This window comes from Paraburkholderia sp. JHI869 (assembly GCF_038900775.1).
Lineage (GTDB): Bacteria > Pseudomonadota > Gammaproteobacteria > Burkholderiales > Burkholderiaceae > Paraburkholderia.
In genome coordinates this window covers 53,555-80,522 of the sequence record NZ_JAYMSC010000012.1, presented here as the reverse complement: position 1 = coordinate 80,522, position 26,968 = coordinate 53,555, and the positions used below count along the sequence as shown (strand labels likewise).

19 protein-coding genes are annotated in these 26,968 nt (G+C 57.7%); 8 read left to right on the top strand and 11 right to left on the bottom strand.

All coding sequences use genetic code 11. The features are described from left to right. Nucleotides 1-9: 9 nt before the first annotated feature. From VSR72_RS20995 to VSR72_RS20970, 6 genes are all read right to left on the bottom strand, one after another. Nucleotides 10-1,164, bottom strand: a complete 1,155-nt coding sequence (locus VSR72_RS20995) for a polysaccharide pyruvyl transferase family protein (protein WP_342954260.1) — start codon at nucleotides 1,162-1,164, stop codon at nucleotides 10-12. Beyond that, nucleotides 1,164-2,417 carry a glycosyltransferase gene (locus VSR72_RS20990; protein WP_342954259.1) on the bottom strand — a complete coding sequence of 418 codons (1,254 nt, stop codon included), beginning with the start codon at nucleotides 2,415-2,417 and terminating at the stop codon, nucleotides 1,164-1,166. The genes VSR72_RS20995 and VSR72_RS20990 overlap by 1 nt, the downstream gene beginning before the upstream one ends. Beyond that, nucleotides 2,417-4,705 (bottom strand): polysaccharide biosynthesis tyrosine autokinase, encoded by a 2,289-nt coding sequence (locus tag VSR72_RS20985; protein WP_342954258.1) that lies wholly within the window; start codon nucleotides 4,703-4,705, stop codon nucleotides 2,417-2,419. Before VSR72_RS20985 ends, VSR72_RS20990 begins: the two co-directional genes overlap by 1 nt. 65 nt (nucleotides 4,706-4,770) lie before the next feature. Continuing rightward, nucleotides 4,771-5,250: a low molecular weight protein-tyrosine-phosphatase gene (locus VSR72_RS20980; protein ID WP_342954257.1), complete on the bottom strand. Its 480-nt coding sequence runs from the start codon at nucleotides 5,248-5,250 to the stop codon at nucleotides 4,771-4,773. Next, a complete protein-coding gene (locus VSR72_RS20975) occupies nucleotides 5,247-6,299 on the bottom strand; it encodes a polysaccharide biosynthesis/export family protein (protein ID WP_342954256.1) in 1,053 nt (350 codons plus the stop codon). The genes VSR72_RS20980 and VSR72_RS20975 overlap by 4 nt, the downstream gene beginning before the upstream one ends. A gap of 511 nt (nucleotides 6,300-6,810) precedes the next feature. Next, complete coding sequence (locus VSR72_RS20970) at nucleotides 6,811-8,187, bottom strand: undecaprenyl-phosphate glucose phosphotransferase (protein ID WP_342954255.1); 1,377 nt, start codon at nucleotides 8,185-8,187, stop codon at nucleotides 6,811-6,813. Between the two features lie 1,697 nt (nucleotides 8,188-9,884). Between VSR72_RS20970 and VSR72_RS20965 the strand changes: the two genes are divergently transcribed. Continuing rightward, the gene (locus tag VSR72_RS20965; protein ID WP_342954254.1) at nucleotides 9,885-10,958 is read left to right on the top strand and encodes a helix-turn-helix domain-containing protein; all 1,074 of its coding nucleotides are present in this window, start codon (nucleotides 9,885-9,887) and stop codon (nucleotides 10,956-10,958) included. Nucleotides 10,959-11,252: 294 nt separating this feature from the next. On the opposite strand, the gene VSR72_RS20960 is transcribed toward VSR72_RS20965, so the two are convergent. Both VSR72_RS20960 and VSR72_RS20955 read right to left on the bottom strand, forming a co-directional pair. Beyond that, nucleotides 11,253-12,251, bottom strand: coding sequence for a helix-turn-helix domain-containing protein (locus VSR72_RS20960; RefSeq protein ID WP_342954253.1), 999 nt, complete (start codon nucleotides 12,249-12,251; stop codon nucleotides 11,253-11,255). Nucleotides 12,252-12,835: 584 nt separating this feature from the next. Continuing rightward, nucleotides 12,836-13,843, bottom strand: coding sequence for a helix-turn-helix domain-containing protein (locus VSR72_RS20955; protein ID WP_342954252.1), 1,008 nt, complete (start codon nucleotides 13,841-13,843; stop codon nucleotides 12,836-12,838). 363 nt (nucleotides 13,844-14,206) lie between these two features. Here VSR72_RS20955 and VSR72_RS20950 point away from each other — a divergent pair, with 363 nt between their 5' ends. Together VSR72_RS20950 and VSR72_RS20945 are read left to right on the top strand one after the other, a co-directional pair. Continuing rightward, nucleotides 14,207-14,752: a dTDP-4-dehydrorhamnose 3,5-epimerase family protein gene (locus VSR72_RS20950; protein ID WP_342954251.1), complete on the top strand. Its 546-nt coding sequence runs from the start codon at nucleotides 14,207-14,209 to the stop codon at nucleotides 14,750-14,752. Between the two features lie 1,544 nt (nucleotides 14,753-16,296). Beyond that, nucleotides 16,297-17,319 carry a helix-turn-helix domain-containing protein gene (locus VSR72_RS20945; RefSeq protein ID WP_342954250.1) on the top strand — a complete coding sequence of 341 codons (1,023 nt, stop codon included), beginning with the start codon at nucleotides 16,297-16,299 and terminating at the stop codon, nucleotides 17,317-17,319. 1,667 nt (nucleotides 17,320-18,986) lie between these two features. Here the strand turns inward: VSR72_RS20945 and VSR72_RS20940 are convergent. Continuing rightward, on the bottom strand, nucleotides 18,987-19,385 hold the full coding sequence (locus VSR72_RS20940) for a hypothetical protein (RefSeq protein WP_342954249.1): 399 nt from the start codon (nucleotides 19,383-19,385) through the stop codon (nucleotides 18,987-18,989). Between the two features lie 1,108 nt (nucleotides 19,386-20,493). After that, entirely contained in the window at nucleotides 20,494-20,676 is a 183-nt protein-coding gene (locus VSR72_RS20935; protein WP_342954248.1) for a helix-turn-helix transcriptional regulator, read from the bottom strand. Nucleotides 20,677-21,003: 327 nt separating this feature from the next. Between VSR72_RS20935 and VSR72_RS20930 the strand changes: the two genes are divergently transcribed. The 4 genes from VSR72_RS20930 (at nucleotide 21,004) to VSR72_RS20915 (ending at nucleotide 25,011) form a co-directional block, all read left to right on the top strand. Next, complete coding sequence (locus VSR72_RS20930) at nucleotides 21,004-21,675, top strand: hypothetical protein (RefSeq protein ID WP_342954247.1); 672 nt, start codon at nucleotides 21,004-21,006, stop codon at nucleotides 21,673-21,675. 11 nt (nucleotides 21,676-21,686) lie between these two features. Continuing rightward, nucleotides 21,687-22,397 carry an RES domain-containing protein gene (locus VSR72_RS20925; RefSeq protein ID WP_342954246.1) on the top strand — a complete coding sequence of 237 codons (711 nt, stop codon included), beginning with the start codon at nucleotides 21,687-21,689 and terminating at the stop codon, nucleotides 22,395-22,397. A 127-nt stretch (nucleotides 22,398-22,524) separates the two neighbouring features. Further along, nucleotides 22,525-22,758, top strand: coding sequence for a DUF1488 family protein (locus VSR72_RS20920; protein ID WP_342954425.1), 234 nt, complete (start codon nucleotides 22,525-22,527; stop codon nucleotides 22,756-22,758). A gap of 876 nt (nucleotides 22,759-23,634) precedes the next feature. Then, nucleotides 23,635-25,011 (top strand): hypothetical protein, encoded by a 1,377-nt coding sequence (locus VSR72_RS20915; RefSeq protein ID WP_342954245.1) that lies wholly within the window; start codon nucleotides 23,635-23,637, stop codon nucleotides 25,009-25,011. A 248-nt stretch (nucleotides 25,012-25,259) separates the two neighbouring features. Here VSR72_RS20915 and VSR72_RS20910 read toward each other — a convergent pair whose 3' ends face one another. Beyond that, complete coding sequence (locus VSR72_RS20910; protein WP_342954244.1) at nucleotides 25,260-25,580, bottom strand: hypothetical protein; 321 nt, start codon at nucleotides 25,578-25,580, stop codon at nucleotides 25,260-25,262. A gap of 700 nt (nucleotides 25,581-26,280) precedes the next feature. Here VSR72_RS20910 and VSR72_RS20905 point away from each other — a divergent pair. Continuing rightward, the gene (locus tag VSR72_RS20905) at nucleotides 26,281-26,757 is read left to right on the top strand and encodes a hypothetical protein (RefSeq protein ID WP_342954243.1); all 477 of its coding nucleotides are present in this window, start codon (nucleotides 26,281-26,283) and stop codon (nucleotides 26,755-26,757) included. The last annotated feature ends 211 nt before the right edge of the window (nucleotides 26,758-26,968 follow it).

Sequence of the window (26,968 nt, the reverse complement as noted above, 5' to 3'; positions counted from 1 at the left end):
CGGCTCGGGTCAGGCGTTGCGCGCCGCGCGCAGGCCCGCGACTACGCGTTCCCGCCCGGCACGGATTCGCTCCAAGCCGCCTTTCGCGCGCGCCCAGAATTCGGGGATCGCGCGCAATTCGAGCAGAGTTTGCGCGACGTGGTCGGCATCAAAATCGGCTGCATTCTGCACCCAATCCTCCACGCCAAGATCCGCATAGGCGCCGAATCCCTTGCGCTCGTAACTCAGGTGATAGGCGGGCACGCCGTGCAGGATGGATTCGAGCGCGCCATGCAGACGGACCGAGACGACCACGTCCGGCGGGTCATTCGCGAGCAGATCCTTCAGCGAAACCAGCGGCCCGTCGATACCGATACTGCGGTAATAGGCGAGATCGTCGTTGCCGCGCCCCGTGCTCTGCACCGCGTAGACGACTTCGCACTGCGCGCCAACCAGCGAGATCAGCTTGCGCGTGGCCGTTTCGTAGCGCGTGCGCTGTGTGTCACTCCAGCTCGGCGCGCGGCGCAGCACGAAAGCCACGCGCTTCACCTCGGGCTGCGCACATTCGGCGCGCGCCATGATCTGTGCGCTGCGACGCTCGAAGTCGAGCACCGCGAGATCGGGCGCGCGCTGCGTATTCGCATTGCCGGAGAGAAATTGAACCGAACGGTCGTCGCGCACGAACACCGATCTGAACTGCCCTAGCAGGCCCGACATATGCGCAAGCAGCGGCTGCGCGGGCATGGAAGGCCCGATGCTTTGCGGCAGATAAACCGTGGGCTTGCCCACGAGGCGCGCAGCGCGCATTTGCAGTAGGTGGCCGGCTTCGAGCTTTAGCGCTTCGGCGCAATTTCGTGCGCGCAGATAACCGCCGCCAACGCCCGCGATCACGTGCGCCGAATCGAGCAAACGCAGCAATTCGCTGGCGCGTGCGTTCAGGCGCATCGGCAAGAACAGGCTTGCCGCGCCGGCGAGGCGCGTAAGGCCGCCGTCGGCGAGCACGGGCGCCGCGTGCACGTCATCATATTGAGGGAACGACGCGGGATCGGCCGCCACGATCGAAACGTGCGTGTCATCGCCGAACGCCTGCTTGAGCAAGCCCACCGAAAGATCAACCAGCAGCCCGTCACCTGAATTGCGCGAGCTATATGCGTGAATAAGCGCGACGCGGGTAGTTGCGGCCATCAGACAGTTTCCTTGAGCACGCGCTGATAGAGAGCGACAGTCTTGTCGACCATCGCGGAAATGGAGAAACGCTCGACTGCACGCTGGCAGTTCTGGCGCATGCGCGCACGCATCGCCGGATCGGCGGCGAGCGTGGCCAGCGCCTCGACGAACAGCGTAACGTCGTCTTCGTTGGACACGACGAAGCCGATCTGCTCGGCGTCCACGAGCTCACCTGCACCCGAAACACGCGTGGTCACGACGGGAATTTGAGCGGCCATCGCTTCGAGCAAAACGTAGGGAAAGCCTTCGTAACGACTCGGCAGTGCGAAAAGATCGAAGGCAGAAAAGTAGCGGCGCGCGTGAGACACGCGGCCCAGCACACGCACGTTCGACGGCACCGGCTGGCCATCGAGTGCAGCCGCCTGCACGAAGTCACCCGGACCGATTACTGCAAAAATGACATTGTCGACGCGCCGTTCCTCGAGTGCGCGCGCAATCCGCGCGAGCCGGTCCACACCCTTCTGGAAATCGAGCCGCCCGACGAAGCCCACGACCACCGGGTCGTGCGGCAGGCCCAGCGCCTCGCGTGCGTCGCGCGCGGGCAGTGCATCCGATTTCGGCACGCCGTTGAAAATGGTCTCGACACGCGCGCCGGGAATGCGCAGCGTCTCGCTCAAATGCTTCGCTTCGTCGAGCGACACCGCAATGATGCGATCGCTGCGCATGCGACCGAGCATGCTTTCGATCAGACCGTAAAAGCGACGCTGGCCGGCCGGTAGATACGGATTGAGCGTATAGACAGCGTGCGGCGTATAGACCTGTTTCCACGGCCCGAAGCACAAGCGCGCGAGTGCGCCCGCCTTCGAGCTGTGGCTGTGTACGATGTCGGGCTGCAACCGGTTCAGGCATCGGAACAGCTGCGCGAATGCCACCGTATCCGACTTGCCCACCGAGCGCCGCATCGGCAGGCGGTGCACGGAATCGCATTGCGCCAGCACTGCATCGCCGAGCAGCACCTCATCGAAACGATCGCCTTGCGGCGCGATCAGATGAATCTCGATGCCGCCGCGCTCCCGCAGGCCCCGCACCATATCGGCGATATGAACCGCGACGCCCCCGCCCGCCGCCTCGACCACGAGTGCCACGCGCAAGTACCCTACGGCCGCTTCGGTAGCCCGCGCTTCACGGCGCGGCCGGATATCCTCGGGGCGCCCTGCGCGCGCGGCTTGGGGGCGCGCTTCTTCCGTGACATCGACGCTATGCGTGCTCATCAGGCTCTCCGTGCGCGACGCCCTATCCAGCGCCGCATGCGCGAACGCAGCGTCGTGGTCTCGGGTGTGCCATAGGTGTATTGGACGTAGCGATACGCGCCGTATTTGCGGCCATATGCCTGACGGCCGGAATTCGGATCGATGCCGTTGAGCAGCGCGCCGGCGACCGGCACGCCTACCTGCGCGAAGCGCTTGACGCACTCGACCAGTTCCGCACCACGCGTGCGCACGGCGCGCGCGACCAGCATGACGGTGCCGCAATACGGCGCGATCATGGCCGCGTCGGTCACAGCGAGCACCGGCGGCGAGTCGACGATCACGCAGTCGTACTTCGCAGCGCAAGCTTCCAGCACTTCTTGCAGACGCCTATGCGCGAGAAGTTCCGCAGCGTTCGGCGGCAGCGTACCGGTGCTGATGAAGTCGAGGTTCGGCAACAGTTCACGCTGCACGGCTTCGTCGAGCGCAATCGCACCGGTGACGACATCGCTGAGCCCGCGCTCACGCTTCACGCCGAAATGCTGGTGCAGATAGCCACGGCGCAAGTCCGCGTCAATCACGAGCACGCGCTTGCCGCTTTTTGCGAGCAGTACGCCAAAGTTCGCCGAAACGAAAGACTTGCCGACGCCCGGCGTCGGGCCGCAAATCAGCACGATGTTGTTGCGCGCATTGAGCATCGCGAATTCGAGTGCGGTGCGCAGGCTGCGCAGGCTTTCCACAGCCGGCTCGTCGGGATGCGCATCGGCAAGCAGCTTGCGGACCACGAGTCCGGGCGCGTGATCGTGACCGATCTGCGGCTGAAGCTTCGATTCGGGAATCGTGGCGTACACGCTCAATCCCGTTTGCGCCTCGATTTCCGCGGCTTCCGCCACACCGGCGAAGAGGAAGTTGTGCACGAATGCGAAGCCGATGCCGAGCAGCAACCCGAGCAATGCGCCCACTGCGATGGTGACAGGACGATTCGGAAATGCCACGTCTTCCGGCACCACCGGCGAGTCCACCACGCGCACGGTACCCGTCTTGCCCGCCTTGATCAGTTCAAGCTGCTGCACATTATTCAGGAGCGCTGTGTAAAGATCGGTATTGATCTTTACGTCAAGCATCAGTCGCATCGCGTCCTGCTGCGTATTCGGCATGCGCTTGACCTGCGCATCGAACGCGCTCTGCTGCGCCTTGAGCGTGGCGATTTGAGCGTCCAGCGCGACCACATCCGGATAGGTATCGGTAAAGCGCGATGCGAGCTGGTCGCGCTTCTGCTTGAGCTCAAGCATGCGCGTCGTGGCATCGGCCATTTGCTGAAGCACGACTTTCGCTTCCTCGCTCAGATCGATCGAGCCTTCCTTTTCGCGCAGCCGCGTGTAGCGGGCCTCAGCGGTCTCAAGCCGTTGCTTGAGAATCGGAACCTGCGTGTTCAGGAACTCGAGCGATTGCGCAGCTTCGGCGGATTTGCGGTCGAGGTTCTGCTTGACGTAGTAGTGCCCCACCGCCTTGAGCTGGTCACGCACGAAGACCGGATCGGTGCCTTTGAGCGTCGCGATCAGCACACCCGACGACTTGATCTTTTCTTCGATGTCGAGCGCGTCCTGCATCGTGTTGATCGTCTCGAGCCGGGATTTGCGCACGACCTTGAACTTGACGCCGGGATCCGCGTTGATCGACTTCACGAGCAGTGTGATCGGACCATACGACGTCGAGAACGCTTCGAGTTCGCCCACGCGCCCCGTCACCGGTGTATCGAGATCCCAACCGGAGAGCCGGTAGCGCCCGCCTGGCAGTGCGGTGAGCGAGAAGCTGTCGTCGAGCACGCGACGCGGTACGTCGAAGCGCGCGATATCCGCGCTTTCCGTGCCCCACGCCCAGCCGCCGACGCCCAGAATGCCCGCGGTACCGATAGTGTCGTTGAAGCGTGAGATGAAGTCGCCAATCAGCGGAAAGCGCGACGGACGCACGATGATGTAGCTGTGCAGTTCGTCGACCACGCTGGTCACGACGAGACGCGAGGCCATGATCTGCTGCTCGGCAGAGGTGGGCGAGTTGTAGTCGAAGAGCGATGAGACATTGCCCAGCAGGCTTTGCGCAGCGGCCATACCGGTGCCGTCTTCCACCTGCACGGAAATGTCGGCCTGATAGCGCGGCGGAAAGAGAAACGCGAACGCGGTCGCGAGCAGCACGCACGACAAAAAGATCTTGACGATGGTCCAGCGATATTCGACGAGCACATCGAGAACCCCGATCAGGTCCAGTTCATCGTTATCGGGTGCCTCGTTCTTGGGAATTGGCAACGTGTTCATTTCTATTTCACTTGAGTTCTTTCACGATTTGCGGATCACGAACAGTGGCAGATGACGGACAAGTCTTACGCCCCCGATGCCACGCGCGCGCGAGTTGCCATACGCGCCACCCATCCCGACACGCCCACCTCGATCAGTCGAAGACTGGATTCGAACGCGGCCCGATCCTGCCGATAAGGGTCCGGCACATCGAATCCCGAAGACATTCGCAACCCGGGCCGCTCGAAGTCGCCAAGCCGATAGACACGGCCGCGCATCGACGGATAGCGTTCTTCGACGAATTCGCGCTGTGCGCGATCCATCACGATGACAAGATCCGCCTGCACGCCCATCCAGCTTTCGAACTGGCGCGCCCTGTGCGACCGGATGTCTAGCCCCCGCTGCTGCATCAACTCGGTGGCCAGCGGATCGGGTGCGCTTCCGATCACCGCAGTGATGCCCGCCGACTCCACCGTCATACCGCGTGAAGCGTGCGCGAAGAGCGCCGCAGCCATCGGACTGCGGCAGATGTTGCCGGCACAGACGACAAGAACGCGTTTGATCATTTGGTCACCACCGCCGCGTACAGCCCCGCGTCGATTGCCGGCAGCAGCAGGCTCAGTACGCGATTCACGCGCACGAGTTCGTTGCCATCGACGTACACCACGTCATTGGGCTCAAGCGGAAACTTCGAGGCGAGAATCATCGACACGGGAGAATGCGCATCGAGATGAAAAACGTCTGGATGTCCGCTCTGCGCGTTACGCACGACGTAGAGCTGCTGCGGATCGGCAGTCGAGACGTTGAAGCTGCCTGCTTGCGCGAGCGCGTCTGCCAGGGTAAGCCGGCCATCGGTCTTGGGAATGGCCGCCACCGGCTTGTTCACTTCGCCCATCACGTAAACGCTGCTTTCGTCCCGCGACGGCACCCGCAACACGTCGCCCCGCGCGAGCATGATCTTCACGGGATTCTGGCCGTTCGCCAGCATCGTCGTCAGGTCCACAGAATAGACGCGCTTGCCGCGAATGATCTGCAAACGACCCTTGTTTGCCGAAGCAGTGAAGCCGCCCGCACGACCAATGGCGTCGGTCAACGTCATCGGCACGTCGTTGATCTGGAGCGACCCTGGTGAGTGCACCTCTCCGTCTACGAAAATCTGCTTGGCGCGGAATGATTCGACGCGCACGGTCACCTGAGGGCTCTTGAACGAGCGCGACAATGCTTGAGCGACTCGCGCCTGAATAGCCGAAGTCGTCAGGCCCGCGACCTGCACGCGGCCAACATACGGGAACTGGATGTAGCCATCTTCGTCCACTACGATGCCTTGCGGCGCGTCGGCGGCACGCGGTGTCGCGGTCGGCAGCGAACCCTGCGCCTGCGCAAGTTCAGGATGATCCCAGACCGTGATCTGGAGCACGTCGGCAGGACCGACGGTGTAGACCGAAGGCGCCACCATCAATTCATGCTCGTTCGCTTCCAGCTTCGAATCCTGGGCGGCGTTCTGCTCCGCAATCACCGCCGCATTGATTTCAATGACCGTCGCCCGCGGGCTTGCGGCTTCCGGGGACTCCGAACGTGGCTCTGTCTGCTCACGAATATCACGCTGCATCTGCATGCCAGGCGCGAACATACATCCCCCAAGCATCGAGGCGATCAGAAGCGGCCCAACGGCTTTCGACGCTAGCAAGACGCCCGCTTCCCCCCCGAGTTTCCGATTCGCGCTCGTACGACCGAACCCATTCGACTTCTTGTGAAACATTCCTGACAACCCTATATTTTTTGCGCAACGAACGCCCATTTACGGACGCGTTGGCAGTGCGCTCAGGTTAAGGTGAGATGATCCGCGGAACGCTATCGCGATGCGGCTTCATCGCGACAGAAAAGCGGATTCAAGATGGATGTCACAATATTTCTCAAACCACGCGAATCCGCTTTATCTAAGGACATTCGCATGCATTCGTTCACTCCCGTTGTGCACTCGCATTCATGACGTCGCACCTCGTATTCATTCACTCCCAATTGGGTCGGTTGCGCAGCGAATGGAGCAATTTCTCGACGGATAACGGCGATGTCGCAGCGGTGCTGAACGCATGCGCGACACCGCTCCAATTACAGATCCGAAAAGCTCAGTACGCGTGCTTGCTCACGAAGCCGTGCACGATCGTTCGCAACACGATCTGTATGTCGAGCGCGAACGAGCGGTTGTTGAGGTAATAAAGGTCATATTCCACGCGGGACGCCATCTTCTCCAGTTGATCGGTTTCGCCGCGAAAACCGTTCACTTGCGCCCAGCCCGTAATACCAGGCTTGACGCGGTAGCGCTGAATGTAGTCATCGATCTGCGGTGCGTAGAACGCGTCGTGTTCGAGTGCGTGCGGACGCGGCCCCACGACGGACATCTCTCCACGCAGCACGTTGATGAATTGCGGCAATTCATCGAGGCTCGTACGACGCAGGAAGCGGCCAACGGGCGTAATACGCGAATCGTTTTTTGTGGCCTGCTTGACCACACCATGATGTGTGTCGTGTAGATACATCGAGCGAAATTTGTATATCGAGAACTTGCGGCCATTCAGACCTTTGCGCTGCTGGCGAAAAAACACCGGTCCCGGAGAAGTGAGCTTGATCGCTGCGGCGATCGCAATCAACAACGGGGAGAGCGATAGCAACGCAAGCGCCGAAAACAACCGGTCAAACAACTCCTTGTCGATAAGTGCGTCGGGAGAATAGCGGCGCGCGGACAGGCTGATTGAAGGCACACCGCTCATTTCAAGCGGTCCGCCTATATCGCGCAAACCTAGCTCCTGCACGTCGGGCAGGTAGCGAACGCGCACCGGCGCGCATCGCAGCGCTTCGATGCTGCGCATCGCAAATTTCTGCGCGGTGACGGGCAAGGCGATCCACACCTCGTCGATCAACCCGGCTTCCACGCCCGGGAACAGTGAAGCGAGCTTTCGTTCGTCCGCCGCCCATGAGGCGGCGTCGCCATCGAGTGCATCGAGCGTCACGATGTCAGAAATCGCATATCCGCTGCGGTTGTGCACCTGAACTTTGTGCACTATGTCTTCGAAGTGACGGCCCTGGCCTGCGATCGTTACGCGCGTTTGATCGAGACCGAAGAAGCGCAAGCGCCGCAGGATACCGTACGTCAGCGCACGCGCCAGAATGAGCAACGCGGCCGTCGCGGCAAACCAAAGGAAGAGCCATTCCCTGGACACCGTGTCGACGCTGTCGACGGCCAGCAATACCAACGCGCCGCACGCTTGAATGAAGCACCATGCCATGAGCACACGCACGTACAAGCCACCCAATGGACGTGAACGCCACGAGCGATAAACGCCTGAGGCGGGAAACACAGCCAATGAACCGGCAACGATCGCCGCGCAATATAGAACGTAGATGGCGATCGAAGCGTCGGTGTCGCGCAAGACAGCATGCGCCGCAGTGAGTGCTCCGGCGACGATCACAATAACGTCGCACACTCTCGCGAGAATCTGCTTCACCTTCCCCCCCAATTTCCGTTGATTGTTGCGACTACGTGCATGACAGAATGCGACACGGACAAAAGCATCACCTTCATCGCAGACCTATTCGAATTGGAGCGAATGCCGCTGCAAGCTCGCCCTGTTGCGTCGCATATTGGACCTCGGTTTAACGGAGTCTGGACGCCAGCCCTCTCGGATATCTTGTTGCCACAGGCAGTCGACTCGCGAGACCAGCAGAAGAATGGCTACTATTGCAGTCCAATAGACTACCCAGAGACGCAAAACCAGCTCCGCAAAGTGGAGAGACAGGATCAGCGCAAAATCGTACAAGCCAAATGCCGAAAATATCGCAAGGGTAAGGGTGACCGCGAACGTGATAGAGGCCGCGTCCGGGGTGCCTTCGAGAAGGCCACCGAAGTGCAAGCAGGGCGCCAGCGACGACCGAAATCCCATCGACGATTCTCGCTATGATTTCTTGTAGATCACGCATTTCCCCACTCCTTATGTGATGGACTCGTTCGATGTTTCCGCCCACCTCGACTATAAGGCTCGAGGCATGAATGACTTGCCTTGTCGGACTCTTGAAGCACAACGGCTTCCGCTCCTCGCGTACTCCGCAACGTTAACTGCCCTGCAGCGAAGAGTCCGGTGAGCGGCATCCACCGCAAACGTCGGCCAGTTCGGCCAAGTGCGTATCGATCCTGGTTCGCTTTTTTAGAACGAAGGACGCGTTGACTTGCGTCTTTGTGAGTGTTTCTGGCTAACACGAATTGGTCTGAATTCGCTTATCCAACGAATGCACGACCCGGTTACAACTTTCACTAACCTTCAATTCGCGATCTCCGAGGATTTCGCCTCGTGGCATCGCCGGGGGAGCAAATCTGCATTCGCATTTTCGGCCCTCAGATCGTGACAGCAACGTCCTCACTCGGGCCCAACTATCCACGCCTGAATCACGATACTTATTGTCCGGCTTCGGCGTCTCTAACAAAGTCAGTAGTTCGCGGTTGTCAGCGCGCCGAAGTTTGCGCAGCCGCGCGGATCGGAATGCCTCTTAGTCGGTCGACGCTACGGTTTCGTTGCAACTCGCTACCTGGCAATCCTCTGTAGCTGCAATGAATCATATCGTCTTTATCAGCCAACACAACGACCTTGTCTGAACACGCCAATGAATTGACTGTCTAGTGCGGATCTGAATTGATGTATGTGGCGTAATTGAGAATGTTCGGCGCGAGGTATAGATCATGGAACACCCATTTTCTTACTCTCTGAATTTTTCGCTTCCGATGAAAGAGTTTTACAAAAAAAGGCGCCTGTGTGCCTGGGTACATTCTGGAGACCGCTGTATCTAGAACCGATGGTTCATGCCAACGGTAGCTAGACAGAGGCGCCTGTATGCTTGGCGACTATATCATTAGCAATACTGCTATCAAGTCGCCAAAACGTTCTTCAGTTCCGCCATTATCCGAATGGGGCAGATCTCTTTTGGTGACTTCTACCATAGTTCGTCTTGCAGGTTTGAGCCGCACAGCCATAGTCGGTAGTGTCGATCAATCCTTTCGAGGAGACGGATCGGTTGGAATTAAATTGGTCGAAAACAGACAAAAGTGCGACCGATATCGCCATGGCCGTATTCCAATAATATTCGCTGAGTACGATGCTCGTGCCGTCAGGCAGAAGGACTGACCGGTCATAAAAATCTTTAAGACAACGGGATGACGATGGGACCCTTTCGCCAGAGTGGCGGTTCGAAGTACATCGGTGGGGAGCCAAGGCAAATCGGTCTGATTTTGTGCGATCGATTTCCACTGGCGGATACAGCTATCGTTGTAGAAGCTTTTCATGCTATGAACGCGAGCATGGACAGACACGGAGCGCCCGCTGTCCGGTACAACGTGCGGCTCCTGTCAGCGGCGGGTGGCAGGATAACCAGCACGTCCTCGGTCTGCGTTTGGACGGATAGTATTGAAAGTTGTGATACTGCCGAATCATTTCGAGCGATCATTTTTTGCGGTGGACGTGGAATACACGATTCACTGCGCAGCGAGCGATTTGTTGACTGGCTGCATCGCGTGCAGGAGAGCTGCAAGTTGTTTCTCACGATAGGCGAAAGCAGTGTTGTGCTCACGCATCTGGCAAGCCTGAAACACGGTATCCCGCCTGTAAGGCCGGGGGATCCCTCTTATCCGAAGGCTCAACCTCTGGCGACCTCCGCAGAGAGTGCGATCTCAGCGGCGGTCGCCGTCATAGAACTCGACCACAACGATATGATTGCCGCGCAAATCGCGAGGTCTATCGACCCCGAGTTCGGCTCAGGTTTGAGGGAGGATATTCGTCGCGGCGGTGCCTTGACACTTAGCCAACCAATTCAGGATGCGGCGCGCTGGATTTGTGCAAACGCTGATCGGGAAATCTCACTGGACGAGGTGGCGAAAATTGCTGCGATGAGCGGTCGGAATTTCTTGAGACGGTTTAGACTTGAGGTAGGAATGAAGCCTTCCGTGTATCTTTTGAAGGTACGTCTCGACATGGCGTGCCGGCTTCTGGCACAAACACGGCTACCAGTTGACAAGATTGCGCGGCGTTGCGGGATAAATGGAGGAGGCAGACTTTCCAAGCTATTTCGCAAGCAACTACACCTCACGCCGACGGAGTATCGCGCGCGCCATTCGGACATCGAAGATGATAGAGAGCGTTCGGATGGGGCTAACCGCCTCTCGATCGCAACCTTTCTCGTGAGCGCGAATTCCGATAAATTCCCCGGCGTCGGTGATGCCGCAGGCGAATGATAAGTTTGACGACGGTCAACGATCAGCTTGGGCAAGGCGATGCCCGAAGTAGCCACCCGCGGGCGCGATTCTCAGGAACATACCGGCATAGGGAATTACCGGAGATTCGTTGCCTCAACCGCCGCGGGTCCGCGCGGCAATTAACGCCGAAACGGCGAGGACGTTGGCAATGAAGCCGATGCAAGTAGGGCAACGTGCAGTTACTCTACGGGCATCCACGTGCACAAAACAGGCCGAGGGGTGCATCTTAGCGAGGGTATATTGAGCGATCGCGATGTGAATCTCAGCGCCAAGCTAGCTGATTTCTCTGCTTTCGCGGTATCCGGTTGGCGTTAGCGAAAAATGTCTTCGGAAGTGCTTTGAAAGAGCGCCGCCCCCACTGAATCCGCAGCGGCGTGCAATTTTTTCTACGGGCAAGTCTGTTTCGACCAAGAGTTGGCAGCATAGCTCCAGTCTCGAGTACATGAGGTACACCGAGGGTGTTACTCCGATTTCGCTCTTGAACCGACGTAGAAAGTTGCGTTCACTCATCGCCGCAATATGCGCGGCATCTGCAATTGAGACCGATTTGCTGCCATTGTTCTCCATCCATTGTGCCGACGCGAGTATGCGTTCGCTTGCGTTCTCAGATGCGCGCTCACGAACCGCAGACATCAAACCAGCCTCCTTGCGACCATGCACTCCGATATCAGCAATTGATCGCGGGCTACTCGCACCGAGGCCATCCTGGATAAGCTTTAGCGCGCGCTCAATTGGCCCACTGAACGGTTCGATGGAGGCGTGATCGAGCCTTCGCGTCATTCCGTCGTCGGGTCTGCTGCCGGCAGACCATTGATTCGGACGCGCAGCGATTCCCGCTATTGTCAGCAATACCTTCGATTCCGCCATGGGAATCAAGTTTTCCGCACAACTGCCGACAAAACGGATGCGCTCCAGCAGCGCTTCATTGCCGGACAGCGCGCTGTTCCCGGAGCCAGCAATGAACAAGGCATAAATTGGCTCAATTTCGTGGACATGCGTGAGAGGCGCGGTCCATATGGATACCGCTGAGGAACTCTCCAGTCGTCCACCGCCCAGGGACGTCAGATGAACGTCGTAGTACGGCGCCGTTCCGCAAACACCACCGGAAACGGAAGTTCGATTGGCTGCATCGAATACCTCAAGGAGAGTCGCGACCTCGGGCAAGCAAAATCCAGAAGATAGGAGAAATATAATCTTTCTTCTTCGGTCCGGAACTTCAACTTCACCTGAAGGGCCACCACGAGCAATACTGTGACTAAGGAAGTTCATCATCGCACACCCCGATATTGGACTTTTTTTCGGCTTTCATTGGACCGAATTCGTAGAAGTTACTATCGTACCTAACTTACAGTCATTTTCCACCGCCGATGGCGAAATAGATGCAAATCTTGTCGGGCTAGAGCTAGTTGAAAATAAAACACAACGCATCACAACCTGGAAACCCGCCTTAAATACAATGCGTTATAGGTCATCTAAGGATGAGTTGGAAACTTTCACGACATTACCGCGGAATATCGAACTGATATTCATATATTCTATTTACATCTTCTCATGTGGGAGTTCTTTGGCAATACCACGTTACCCTCCGAGATCAACCGCTCCACTTTATGCATATCGGGTATTTTTTGATTCAAGGTATACTTACCTCGCTGCCCCAAGCTGCGGTCGAACAGGGCGATCAATTACTAAAGTGACGGTCATGGACGTCAGGAAATAGTCTGACTGATAATAGCCGACGACGTAAGCGAGTTCAGCGCATGTCTTCTGCGCTGGTTCATAGGTACTCTAGGAGAGCCTCACTTGAATACACACCTATGCTGAATGCATGGTCGCAGACAACCGATTGAACGGGCTAGCTATGTTTTCTTCCCACCAGCGCCCCGATCACGCTTCCGAAATTCGGACGGCGTAAGTGAAAATCGGCGTCGGAAGATCTTCGCGAGACGATCTCCGTTCGTCCAACCACATCTTTTTGCGATGTTGTCGATTGACAGATCGGTCTCGGCGAGCATGCGCGAAGTCAAATCCAGGCGCGCCTGCAGCAAGTACTCGGAGGGCGTGACACCCATCTCCTGCTTGAAGCATCGAAGGAAGTTGCGTTCACTCATAGCCGACACGTTCACAGCATCGCTTACAGATATCGGCCGGTCGCAGTTTTCTTTGAGCCAGCGCGCAGAGGCTCGAACCTTCTCAATCGCCGTGTCAGCTCGTGCATCGGCAACTAGAGGGGTAAGCGCCGCAAAGCCATTCGCTGAAAGCCTGCGTGAGACATCTCTTACTGCATCCGGGCCGAGATCCCAGCCGACAAGCATCAGCGCCGTTTTTGTTGGCTCGTATCGATTTCCACGGCTAGTCGGACCTTTTGCGTGAGGCGAATCAGTAGTGGATGGCAGCTGCGGACTGTGGTACGAGTCAGCACGAAGCCGCAGCGCGTCAATCAGCGCCGCCGCTTTTCCAATGCCAAAGACGATCTTTGTTGACGGAGCGACCATGCGAAGCCATTGGCAGACGCGGTCGTCGTGCATTACTTCGATCAGGTCTCTGCCATCCGCGATGAATAGTGCATCAAAGCTTGGGCTTGTCGCCGCATCGCATTCTTGTGTCCAGACGTTGACCGAGGACGAGCACTCGACGTCTCCACCGTGTGCCGAAAAAAATTGAACTTGGTACTGCAATCCGCCGTCGCTCTGTCGCTCCGCGATCTCATTGGCCAAGTGAAAAATCTCCGGGACCACCCCGATCGAGAGCAGTGAGAATCCCTTGTAGAGCAACACGCCGATTCTTCTCGTCGGGCCTGATCGCTCCCATCCGCCGCCAGAAACGACATTTCCCCTCTCAGCAGCCCCGGCACCGACGTCGCCCATCTTCACCCCTCTACTATTATCAAGTCTTTGATATTGATATCGCTTGTGACGCTGAATCGACTTCTTATCGTTGCGACGCATCATACATGAGCAACTAAATTGGCTAGATCATTGACCGATTCGACCAATATATTGGCGGTTTAAAGCACATGCCGCTGAACAGATTCCGTCTCACTGGTATTCCGGTTTCCCATGGATCCGTGGTGTTCCATTGCGTGTCGGAGAAATGTAGATACTTTTGGCGGAATCGGATAACGTTATGTCCGTTTTGAATCAGGTAACTCGTCACCATTCGTGACATAGTCAGGGCGACACTGGCGAAGTTAAGATCGCCAAAAGCATCAGGAACACACAGAGAAAAGAATGTCCTTTCGCATCGGGAATACCGCGCTACGTGAAGTTAAAGTATTCGAACCGCATATCGAAGCTCGATCAACGGGCGCATTTTTTAGGAGCTTTGATCCGGATTGGTTCAACGAGAACGTCTCCCGCGGCTATCTGTTCACTCATGATGAGCAAGCGGTTTGTCCTCACAATGCGTTGGTTGGGCTGACGTATCAAGTTCAGAGCCCACGCGGAATAGTTCTGAGGGCGCTGTCCGGAGAAATATACGCAGTAGCTCTCGATCTACGTCGTATGTCGATCACTTTTGGGCGATGGGCAGGTGTGCCCCTGTCCGCATCGAGCTGTCGCCAGCTCTGGATTCCGCCTGGCTTCGCGCACGGGTTCATCGTTCGATCAGACGTCGCAGAAGTCCTTTCGAAGGCCTCTTCGCCGCGAATGGTCGATTCTGAACGCACTATTTGCTGGGACGATGCAGATCTCAACATCGACTGGGGAACCACGCTGCCAATCACCGAACGCAGGCAGCGCGGCTGCGTAGACTTCAATGGCGCCGAATACTTTTAGGCAGATGCCCCCCGGTGGATAACGCGAAGCTTGACAATCTCACTGACTACTGGAATTGAGAACCTCCCGAACTGGAGATCGTCACATTCCTAATTCGACAGACCCTTTCATCGCCAAATGGTAAGCAGATTTTGCATCTTGCGACACCCTTGATGTCTTTTCTACTTATCCGATATTCAATCATCTCGCTGACTGTTGATCGATGAGGTAGTTTTTGGATCGCTCTTAAGCAAAACGAGAGTTGGAATATCCAACCCCGCTATTTTTTTATCGATTCCAGGTATCTTGTTTCTGGCCAACCAACGTTCGCCGACAAAAGTTTGTCAATTTCTGCACCGGATAAGATCTGATTCGTGCTTATAGCAGCGCACGCCTACAATCCAGACATGAAATAGCTGAAGGACCATCAAGAAAACACCGCCCTAATTTTCAAGAACACACACCGTCTACACAGCATCCAATGTTTACGCACTCGTCTATGCCTGCACGCTCCACGGGATTTGGTCACCCAGCTAACGATCTTGTCGCGGCGATCGATCAAGATTCGCGGGAGAGCGTGGACGCGAACTCGAAAGGTATGTGCGATACGCAGTTTGATAGATTCAGCGCAGTGGATCGCTCTTGCACAGCCCTCTTCGAGCGCTGGTGTGAAGAGCGCAATGTGATTCCACTTGCATATCTGATGCACGTTTGGCCGCTCCCCCAGCCAACAGACCTGCTAATTCGACGACTTGGTGGCTCAATGGCTGAACTGCTACGGGGCCATGCAACCGTCCTGGACGCCGAGGACCAAGCGCTGATCAACATGACGCTCTTATTGGTTCAGACAGCGCTTGATGCTTAACGGCTGTCATGGGAAGCCTCACGTACTTTCTGCATGGACTTTGTCTAAGCGAGCGGCAGAATGAGGCATCGGCTCGTTTCTAGCGTATCAATCCGCGGGAACGTTTGTCTTACACAGGATCGGAAGTACGCCATGGAATCTTCGCGCAAAGATTCGGTGTTCTGCTTCAGGATTATTGATAGCGAATCTCGTGATTTACTTTACGTGGTTCATTTTGTAAGAGATCTATATGTTTTGCTCTCACTCGTCGATGCTGGAGAGATGGTAGCCACCTTCGAGATACCCAGGGCAAAACTCGCAAGAAGCCGTCGAACCTCCAGCGAAGTGCTTGTGAGGACAGCAATTGGACAGGGACTGCGAGATGGAACACTTACATTCTCAGAGAATTCATGGGTGGAATTAGACTTCGAGTCTCCGATGTGGAACGGAGATTTTCTTGTTGGCTACTTTCAATAGAAATTCTTCGGTTTAATATTTTGATCAACGAAAAACCACTGGCGGTCCGATTATTTATTGCGTATGATCACGCCTCGACCGCATATAAATGCGCAAACGTTTTCTGCATTTACGAAACTTCACCAACGCAACGGTTTATAGCCGATCTTCTCACGATTTATGACGCTTTCTGCGGTAACACCAGATTTGGTTCCAATCCGGCTCGACGCAAGCCGATTCGACTATTGAGAAAACGAGGTAACTGATGGAGTGCGAAAGCGGCAGTGAACGAAATCGTGGCGATGAGTTCCACACTTTTCCGGATCTGGACGAGGGGCGGAAGATTGGAGTATACCTCTGCGCCGGATTTTCGCTTTCTGAACTTGCCTCCGTGCTAGAGCTATTTGAGTCGGCCAACACACAAGCACGGTTGGAGCATACTGTGCGCGAGCGCACATGTTACGAGATTTCCCTATTGTCTCTTGCGGGTGGACGCGTCAGCAGCTCATCGTCGGTATTCGTCTGGACTGAAAGTGTTGAGGATTCGCGCTATGCAGACGGATTTGACACGCTATTTGTTGCCAGTGGCGCTGGGATGCGCGACGCGCGACGCGAGGACCGCCTGATACGATGGCTTCGCCAGGAGGGCCCGCGCTGCAGAGCCGTGGTTCCCATCGGCGAAGGCGGAACGCTCATTGAGGCTGCAGGAATCGCGCATGCAGCCACCGCGCTGGCTGCCGAGGAGGCCGAAGATGCACGCCGGCACGAACATGCAGCGAGCGACTTTTCGGGCACCACGACCGGTCCGCTGCAAGAAGTGCTCGCGCTAATCGAACAGGATCTCGGTATCAGTTTTGCGCGTATGGCTGCGGCTAACGTCATGCCAAGCCCCCAGCGAGCCCGTATTGGTATTATTGCGGGACTCCGCAAAACCACTACTGGCCATGTGAGTGAGCGCATCCAGGCGGCGGCAGTCTGGCTCGAGGCGAACGGCGTTCGTGCGGTAGCTATCGACGATGCAGCGAAGATTGCTGCTATGAGTGAACGAAATTTTCTGCGACGCTTCAAGGTCGAAATCGGCGTCACGCCCTCCGATTATCTGCTCTATGTTCGCATCGACATGAGCTGCCGCCTGCTGATCGAAACCGATCTACCTGTTGACAAAGTAGCGCGGCGGAGCGGGCTCGGCAGCGGCAGCCAGCTTGCGAAACTGTTTCGCAAACACCTCGAGACCACACCAACGGAATACCGCTCGAGACACCGTCGCGTGAAGGCCCGAAATCCATAGCCCGCGAGATGGTATCGAGCGGATCAACGTCGCTTCGTATTCGCAACAGCGGAATCCTCCGATTCGAGTGATGGCTACCGTCCGGGCCCGCATGCATGGACAGGATCGGGGCTGGGGTGCGAATCCTCGTCCGTCTCAGGCCTCGCCTCACATTCTCAGCGTCTTCCGGCATTTGCTGCGCACAGCGGAAACTACAAGGTGCCCCCAGACGCAGCGGCATCCGCAAGACTTGCCCGACGTTGAACTGCGAGGTTCGACCGAAAGATGATATTGCGCTTCTGACCGGTAAAATACTGCTTCGTCGGATTGAGATTTAGGTGACGATAACCAGCCTGCACACCGCGCTTTATCGTATCCTGCCAAATAGCAGCCAGCCGCGTGATCATCTGCCTCTATCGAGGTACCGACCAGTATTGGCGCCGCGACTCCCGTTCCAACGACGTGAACGCCCCCTGAAAGCGACATCCCACGCTCCGTTATGCGTTACGTCACCGCAGATGCTGCGTTTCCTGTCGGTTTGGGCGATTTCGCTGGAAAAAAGCTCGGACCTGTATGCATCTCTCCAGCATGGTTGACAAAGAACCTCGACCTGCGCTGAGGTATCAGCTGTGAGTTTTCCCGATGCGGGATCCGAGATGACGGTGTTCCTCGATGCGAAAGGTGGCGGAAATTACGCATACGTTGACGTACCGCCTTTCATGGATCGCGCATATCATATGCGTCGCGACTGGAAACAGCAGTTCGTGGACAATATCTTGAGACTCACATAGGAATACTTGTTAAATCCTTTCCATGTGACTTCCAATGAAATCAGCACGATGCTAACAACTCGGCACCACTGATCCCTCTCGCGTTATGCCAGAGCAGGGCATCGTATGTAGCTAGCCTGGTCTCCACGAACCGTAGGTCGCATTGGCTATCAACTTCCTCTATGAAAATTGCAATTCTCGAGCCGGACATTGGCGAACTCGACCGCACCCTTCAAATGCTTTCCGCTGCGGGATATCTTTGCTTTGGGGCGCGGACTGATGAGGGACTACGACGCTTGCTTGGCGATGTTTCAGTTGATCTGTTCCTATTGGACTGGAGTGCGCCAGACGGTCTGCGTTACGAGACGCTGCGATTTCTCGCCCGCGGCGATTTCGCGGGACCGATCATACTGTTCACTTCGGCTCAGACGGCGTCTAGCGTGATAAATTCCGGCCTGGAATGCGGGGCAGACGTTCATCTGAATAAGCCGCTTTCCGATCGGGAGTCCCTTGCGCCTCTGCAAGCCTTGAGTATGAGTTCATTCTACGCTCCACGGATGTCGCCTAGCCAAATCTTGTCGCCTCGAACAGCATTTCGACACATGCATTGACGAATGCGGATTCGTCGCATAGCGGGTGAGACTCGTCGCACGTAACGCTGCGAGATAAAGAATGTTACCGGAACCTTACGACCCTGGTAGCATTGATAAGGCGAACATGACGGTCGGAACCAGAGAATCAGCGTGACGCGATGGTTTGGGAGTTCGCGCGCCGCGGAGGTCGGATTGGCTGCAGGCGCTAACCTGCAATTGCGTTCAGGAAGGCGCGGGGGTGCGCGCAATAAGGCGGCCCATCCGCGTTGAGCAATCTGGACTGAAGCGGTCCGCGCAATCAAACCACGGTCGACAGGCCTTACACTTACATGATGCGCGTGCTGACGGCGAACGCCGGCGTGAAGCCGTTGGTGCTCAAAGTGTGGAGACAGTTGAGCGAGTCAACGCCGCTCAACGGCTTTTCGAGCGCCAGACTCGCGCCACACTTCATCCCGGAGTCGATCACGGAAATCGGCGTATGCGGGGCAACGCACAATACAACAGGCACAGCCGGCGCGTATCGCGCTAGAGCGGCGAGCGTTTCGTAGCGCACACCGTCGGGATCTGTCCAGTCGATGAGAAACAAATCAACTGAAACCTCATCGAGCATTCGCCGTACCCCTTCATCACTCCTTATGCCGAAACACAGATGCCCGGAGGCAGAGAGCGTTTCGAGAGTTCTGTCTAGTTTGGCGACATCGGATTCGAGGATTGCGATTTTCATAGGTCATTGGCACCTGCGGTTGCGACATACGACGGACTCTTTTCCTTTCCGCCCGACCCGCTTGACAATACCGGTTCCTGAAGAGATCAGGTAATTGAGCACTGTTGAGTCTACGCGAACTCGACTGCAAAAAGTGTCAGAAATTGCAAACCCTGGGAAATGTCCTGGGAACTTCGTAAAAACCCTAAATTTTCATCATTGCGTGCCGATAGCACATAGGTATAACCCACGTGGCAGTGGAAATCGCGGAAAATGCGCAGATTCGCTCTGACTGGAAGCATCCTCGCGCGTCCTTGCAAAAAGCTAACCGCGATTACATTTTTTGCACGTTCGGCAGACAATTCGAAACTACCCTTTCCACCAACAGCAATTACTCACCTCACCTTTGAAATCGAAGCGTCTCCTGCGTGATTCCGTTAGCGAATTCTCAGCGCAAGACGCAACAGATGCTCGAGCGATGTCAGCGAGCGCGCCACGCCTTCGCGAGGAACTCCGGGAACTGTCGATGTGCGCATGAGCGTGAGCCCAATCTCTCAATGCCGACTCTCACTATTCAGACTGCTCCAGTGCCTTGGCACTGCCGACACGCAATTTCGGAGCAGCGCTTTATCTTTGAAAGTCGTTTTTTTCGATAAGCCCGATGGCGAAAATTCAACTGCGCACGTTAGCAAAAAGGGCGTCCGATCAGACGTTTTGGCCCGCTGCTAACGGTAGGCCAGAGATTCAATCAATCGCGGCGAAGGGAGCAAAACACCGCGCGCGAACGCCGTGAGAGCCACAGCGCTGCAGCATGTCCACTTTGCCAAGCAACCTTCCGTTGCGCGTTGGTTGTGCCGATGCCGGTAGAGCGTCATACGGTTCGGTTTCGCAATCCGATTGGTAACAGCCCTTCGTCGACCACCCGAGATTGCATTGCCGTGCGCTGTTTGCGCAGCAGCTCGCTTCACAAAGCCTATGGCTTCTGGTCGAGCGATACGCTCTCACGTGGCAAGTAGCCTCCTTTCCATTGTGCATTGTGAGATTTCACATTACAGATCCAAGACCAGGCTGGCGCCTGCGATAGCGACAGCCGCGCCATGCTTTGTGCGGCCCGCGGGGAAAAGAGCCCTCAGGGCAAACGGTCACGAATGGCCAGCAGCAGATCGAGATGCCGGTCAACGAGCAGCGGAATGGCCGACTCGCCGCTGATCCATCGACCGATGGTGCGGCGGTCGTAGCCCGAATATCCCGCGAAAGTTGCCTGGGTCCAGCCGAGGCGGGCCAGCGCATATGAGAGGTCAGCAGGTTTCATGGCAATCTTGACAAAATGTCCCACGGAGGCGGGATACTGAGGGACATTTTGTCATGACCAGCGAAAACGTCAACCGTTAGCCAATGCTCTCCAGGGCGGCTGGGAGAGTCAACTGGGAAAAACGGGAAATGCTGGGAAAACTGGGAAAAGCATGCTATGATTCCTGGCATGCACCCGAAATCCTGATCCAGGCAAACAGGCTGAAGCCTGTTTTACAGGGCCACTTCGGTTTTCCTGACTACCCTCTGTCATGACCGCCGTGTCGGCCCCAGTGCCGCATGCTCGCGCCAGTCGGCGCCTTCCCCGAAATGCTGAACAGGAGTGAAAATGGAACTGGCCACTAAACGAAAGCCGGACTCCAAGGCAGCCCTGCGGGCACTTGTGAACGGCCAATACGCCGGCGATGCGAACGCCTTGATTGACAAGGTTGCAGCGGACCTGCTGGCGGGGGTACTGGCACGGCTCAAGGCAAAATCGGGAGCCGAAGCGAAAGCGGGGCTCGTTAGCATCGCGGCCCGCAGGGAGGTCGCGTCCCGGCTCGCCGATTGGCTCATAAAGGACAACGAACGCGCAGGCGCTGCTAGCGCGTCCCGTTTGCCAGTTGCAAGGTGGAGTCCTGAGGAAGTGATAGCACGTACCGGCATGTCGAAGAGCACGCTCTACCGGGGGGACCACACGCAGTTCTACAGCGTGGTTCCGATCGGAAAGAAGAACGGTCGCGCCTATCCTGCATGGCAGTTCGTGGGCGATGTTCCTTCGCATCTGCCAGCCGTGCTTCAGATCCTTCACGGCAATTCGCGGATACAGGTCAACACATTTTTCATGTCCGAACAGGATGCGCTGAACGAGCTTTCACCGGCCGAAGTTCTGGCCGGGATGCCGTTCGAGGACCGTGAGCACGTGGCGCCGGAGCAAACCCGTATGCTCTCGCTACCCGCGAAGCAGCGGTTGGCCAAAATCAGTGCACTGGCCAGGATGGAGGCTGCGGGTTCGGAATGACCAACGCGCCGATGAAGAACAACGAAGAAGAGAAATACCGGTTGCCACGTGAACTGGAGGGCCTCGTCCCGACGGCCGGACAGATCCTTAAAGCGCTCGGCGAGCAGGAATACACCTACGAAGCCGACAGGATCTTCGTGCGGGCGGTGGATGATCCTCGATACGTCGGGAGTGCATCCCCTTTCAGGGCGCACCGGTTTGGGCCGCCGATTGAACTGGTCGGAGACGACGGCAAGCTGCCCTTCACGTGGGTCTATCTCGGGATGGACAGCCTGGTCGCAGCGTGGGAAAGCCAGCTGGTACTGAACAATCGCGGCGCCGGGAACGGGTTTCACATCACCCGGAAAGCTGAAGCAGTCGGTGTCCTCGCCTCAATCCAGTTCCCGCGGCCACTTGTGCTGTGGAACCTCGGCGAGGACCACAGCAGCCGGCTCGGAATCCAGGACGCGATTTCCGAACGCGACCATGAAGCCTGTCAGTGGTTTGGACTACGCATGCGCGAGGCCATGCTTATGCTGCCGGAGGGCAAGCGACCGGACGGCTTCGTCTACCCTTCGCATCGGGTAAAGGGTTATCCGGCACTTGCCCTGGCAGACTGGGCGGCAGCGGAGTTATTCGCTGATGCGCGAATCACGATCGAGCAATTCGTGGATTCCGCAATCTATGCGCGCTTTCGTGGCGATCCAATGCGCACGCAGCCGCCCGAACTTGACGCGCGCTAGACCTCTGTTCACGTTCCAGAGATCAAGGCGCCCACCGTCTTCACGCCCACAGCGTCGAACAGTAGCCGGCCATGAGCTGCCGTTCGATTTCGCCGTGAAAATCGTCGACACGTTCCCTTTCCTTGCGCTGATCAGGAAACTGAGGTCGAACGATGTGGCTCGACGGCTCTGCGTAGGATGCGTGGTCACGATCGCGGCGCTGGAAGCTTATTTCTGGCTCGAGCCACGCGCCAGCGACGCACGCATCCTTAAAACCTTTCGCGACGGCTACGGCCGCATCCTCGCGATCGCCGAACGGAAATGGCTCGCCCATCCCGCGACACGCCTCGAGCTGACGCCGGCAGATTTCGCGCGCCACTGAGGCCACTGCCCCTGTCAGTCCGGCCGATACAGCAGAACGCGCGCGATGCCGGCCAGATTGACTGAATGGCCGGATGCATCATCCGTACCGCGTCTGCACAATCCCCCAAAGCCTCCAGACAGCGACGACGCCACCGATCACTTCGTCGGCGCTGGATCAGCTTTCGCCTATTGAGGAGGGGACGGGCTCCTGATTCTGTTCGATTAACGGCTCAGTCTCTGGCGACTCGCTACGACGTCACGCACACGCATGTTCGCGGCGCAGATGACGCGTGCGACTTGAGACGGGTCATCGTTGCGAGATCCGGGCCACGTGCGTAGGGCGGCTTGAGGACAGAACTGGACCTCCGGTGGTCCTGGAGACAAGGTGTGGGCGTAGCTGGGGAAGCAGGCGCTGGCGATCGAAAGTTTGCTGGACAACGTCGCGTCAAGCTGGCTGATTGACGCCGTCCCGTGAGTTCAGCCATTCAATGGCGTAGTTGACTCCTGTATCCGACTGCATAACGAAAAGCAGATCAGGACGCCACAAACAAGTCGAGGGATTTTGCCGCGCCCCGCCAGTCCCGACAGTAGGATCGGTCTGCCATCCCGGTCTGGAGCGTTGATCACCGCCCCCGAACTCTTCGCAGCCTCAGCTCGCCAATCGCCTTTGACGCCTCGCGCAGGTCTAGGTCCATGACGGTTACGCGAACACATTTCATGTATTTATTCGTAATCCTCATCAATGTCCGAGCCGTTCAGGCGGCCCCGGTACCTTAACGTATCCTGCCACCTCCGTCCCGGTACAATTTCGCCCCATGGTGCGAATGACACGTTAAATACCAAATCGCCGCGTCTATAATAAATACATTCCAACGATCGCATGGAGCCCTACTTTATGAGTCAAGCCCGCGGGCGATATGCGGGATCCCGCGACAGCGGCCAACGCCAGGTTCGCCACGAAAAGAAGTCCCAGCCCAACCGGCAAAGACAACCGTATGTGAAGGCGCCTGCTCAGGACTCCGCCCAGACCGCCTCGATTTTCAAGACACGCTCGTTCCAGTTTCTGGTCGATACGGTAGGCGCAGAGAATATCGCCATCGCGCTTGAATCCAGCATGACGCGCGTGGCCGAGCTGCTGAAGGGCGAAAGATTCACACCCGAGACGGCCTTTCACATGGAAACCACGCTTGGTTTGCCGCATGGCTTTTTCGACCAGCCCAATCCTGGCCTGGCAGCCAAGACCATTGCCCGCCTGAAGTCACCGCTCGACCTCATTCAGCCCGACGACGAACCAGACGGGGAGTCCGAAGCATTTAGCCCGGCTTCTGCCCTGACCGTCGACCCGCAACCCCCTCTTGAAGACAGTTTGTCCGAGGAAGCGCAAATGCCAAGGAAAGCAACCAGCGGTACGCCCAGGGCCGTCAAGACCAGCCCAGGCGAAACGGCTGGACAGCCCGAAACTCGTACGCCGCGAAAAGCTTCGCGCGCAAAATCCAGGACGTCTCCTGAAACGGCCCAGCAGCAGTCGCTGGCACTCAACGATGGCGCCGACGTAGAAAACATCCGGCGCGCCAACCTCCACGTTCTCACGAGTCGCAACGGATCGAAAGCAAGACTGGGTGTGGTCATGGAGCTGAGTGGGTCCAACATGGCCCACCGGCTCCACGGCAAGAAGCGCATGGACGCTGTCGAGGCAAACCGGTTCACGGAGCGGCTTGGCTTGCCCGCTGGCTGGCTGGACATTCCGCGCGCCGAAACCGAGATTCCAGCGTCGGTGTCGCAACTGCTTGCGCCTGCTTCGCGCACACGCGTATCCGCCCAACAGCACGAACCGGTTGCGTCCGCAGCAAACGACGACGTGCCGGTGAAGACCGCCGGTGCGAAGGCGCGTGGACGGCGCGCGCGGGTTGCCGATCCAGAGAGCCCCTCACCTGTTTCGGCGGATGCCGCCGCAGAAAAAGAGACGAGCGCTGTCGGCCCGCAAGATCACGCAAATGGTTTTCCCGGCGACGTTACCGGTCGCCTGCCTGAAGAAAGTGATGACGGTGCCCCGGCAGCCACGCCGGCAACCCCTGAGTCGTTCGCCGCGTCCGCAGCACCGCAGCGAAACCCGGCAGCGCCCGCGCCCGCTTCCGTGACGAGCCTGGACAACCTTCACGGTATTGAGCCGATAGCGGAAGCCTTGATCAAGACGCTGGCAGGCAAGGCACGCTCGGGTCGCCTGGACGAACTGAAAGCGCTGGAACTGCTGCAGCAGGCGATCCTGCTATAAGGCGGTAGTAGCGTGCCAGGCCCCTCGCGCGATGCCGCATAAAGCACATCACGGTGGCCGGGTCCCGGTACGCAAAAAATTGCGCGGAGTCAGGTCGACTTGCCATCGACGTGCATCGCCGGACTCACCGGAGGGGGCAATGATCTGACGCTGCCGGGGATGGCGGAGACTGGATTTTCTCCAGGGTTTTCCTGGGCATACTGAAGAGCGTGTACCAGGCTATCCGCGGCGCGGAGTTCGCCTGCGGCTCAGTGGAGTCTGGACATGTGACGACGGCGGGCAGTTGCCAGAAGCGGATTCTCGTCGGCTTCGGCGTCGTCCTTTGGCGCACCACCATCCGCAATGACGACGTGGACGTCCTGCGCGAAGGCATCTTCCAGACAGCTGCGCGCGCGTGCCACGCATTCATCGGCCGGCGCATCGCCCGCACTCGCGGCCGCCTTCGCGGTTGCTTTGGCGGCCAGGCCAAACGCGGCGACGATCTCTTCCCACATCAGTCCGGACGTCATTGCTTCCTGCACGAGCTTGCCCGCGACAGCACCAATCTTCGTCCTTAGTTCATCGGTCATCTGCTTTTGCTCCCACAATCCTTGCGCCGCGCACCTGCGGCATCACGCGCCCTGTTTCCGCCGGTCAGGCAGAGGCGTCACAGGCAGCTACGGCTACCAGGACGGCTATTCTAGCGTCCGCTCACCGCTTAACGCTCACCATTCACCGATGCCATTCTTCCGATGCCCGCTGAACAGCGCAATCGCGCCCGCGTAGCATTCCTGGAAGAACATCGCGGGCGATACGGCTCGCGACACCATTTGACGGGCCGACGTTCGTTTCAAGGTGAATCGGCCCATCTTTCCCCCGTGTCTTCAAGGTCCTCGAGAGATGAGGCTTTGCGCCTCCCATCCCGAATGGCAGTTCGCCGACAGACTGCGGCTGCGTCTGCGCAATCAGCGCGAGGAAGGCACCCTTGTTTTCGTCCTGACCCGGGCAGCAATGCCCCGCTGCCTGCGCCGACGTTCCAGCAGTTCGTGGGGAGTGCCGCCAATGCTGGAAAGTGGAGGCCGCCGTCAGGCGCTTGTGGGAACCGCGGCGCGCGGACAGTTAGTCGCGTTTACAGGCGGTTTCGCAACAAGGCTGCAGTCAGGCATCGAAAGGTGACCACACAGAAAACGCGACGACGCGCGAGACAGGGACAAATTTTGACGGGGGCCCTTGCCCTGGGGTGAAGCGTCCCAATATGCGAACCCGAAATCCATTCGCCCGCTGTCGAACATGTCAAACAAGAACTACCGTTCCCCGCGTCGTCCGTCTGCCAGTGCGCATGCAAAATCGCTCTTTCTTCCCATGCCCCGCAAGGAATCCTCGGATCTTGCGCTGCGTGCACGGATTGCGCTCGAGCGTCTGCGCAGTGGAGAAGCGGACCGCTCGCTGGTCAATCTCCTCTCGCAGATCCTCATCATCACGAGCTTCATCACCCGGGCGGGACATGGGCAGCTCGATATCGCGGAGATCGAACGCGTTGAGCGTGGCCTCGGAGAGGTGCTCGATCAGGCAGACCGCACTGGCATCTGGAGTGTGCCTGAATCGTTGACTGACGGTCTCACCGCCGTGGTCAACGAATATGACCGCGCGCTCAGTGTGACCCGAATGGAGATCGTACTCAGGGCGAGTGATCACCTTGGAAAGATGGTGGGTAGCGTCGCGCGTGACACCCGCACTAACGACCGTCATCTCCAGGTTGCACGATAGCGTCGTCAACGCGCCCCGTCGTGCAATCGCACATCAGTCTGCTCATGTGCATGAGAGACCGTCGGTGAACAAGGATGTGGGGACGTGAGAGCGGCTCGCACAAACGTCATACGGATATTCCGGCAGCGGATGGTAACCGGCTCCCATAGACGGACACCAAACCGCCGGGCTTGCATGACAGGGAAATGGAGTCGCGGCCGGGGCCGCCTGC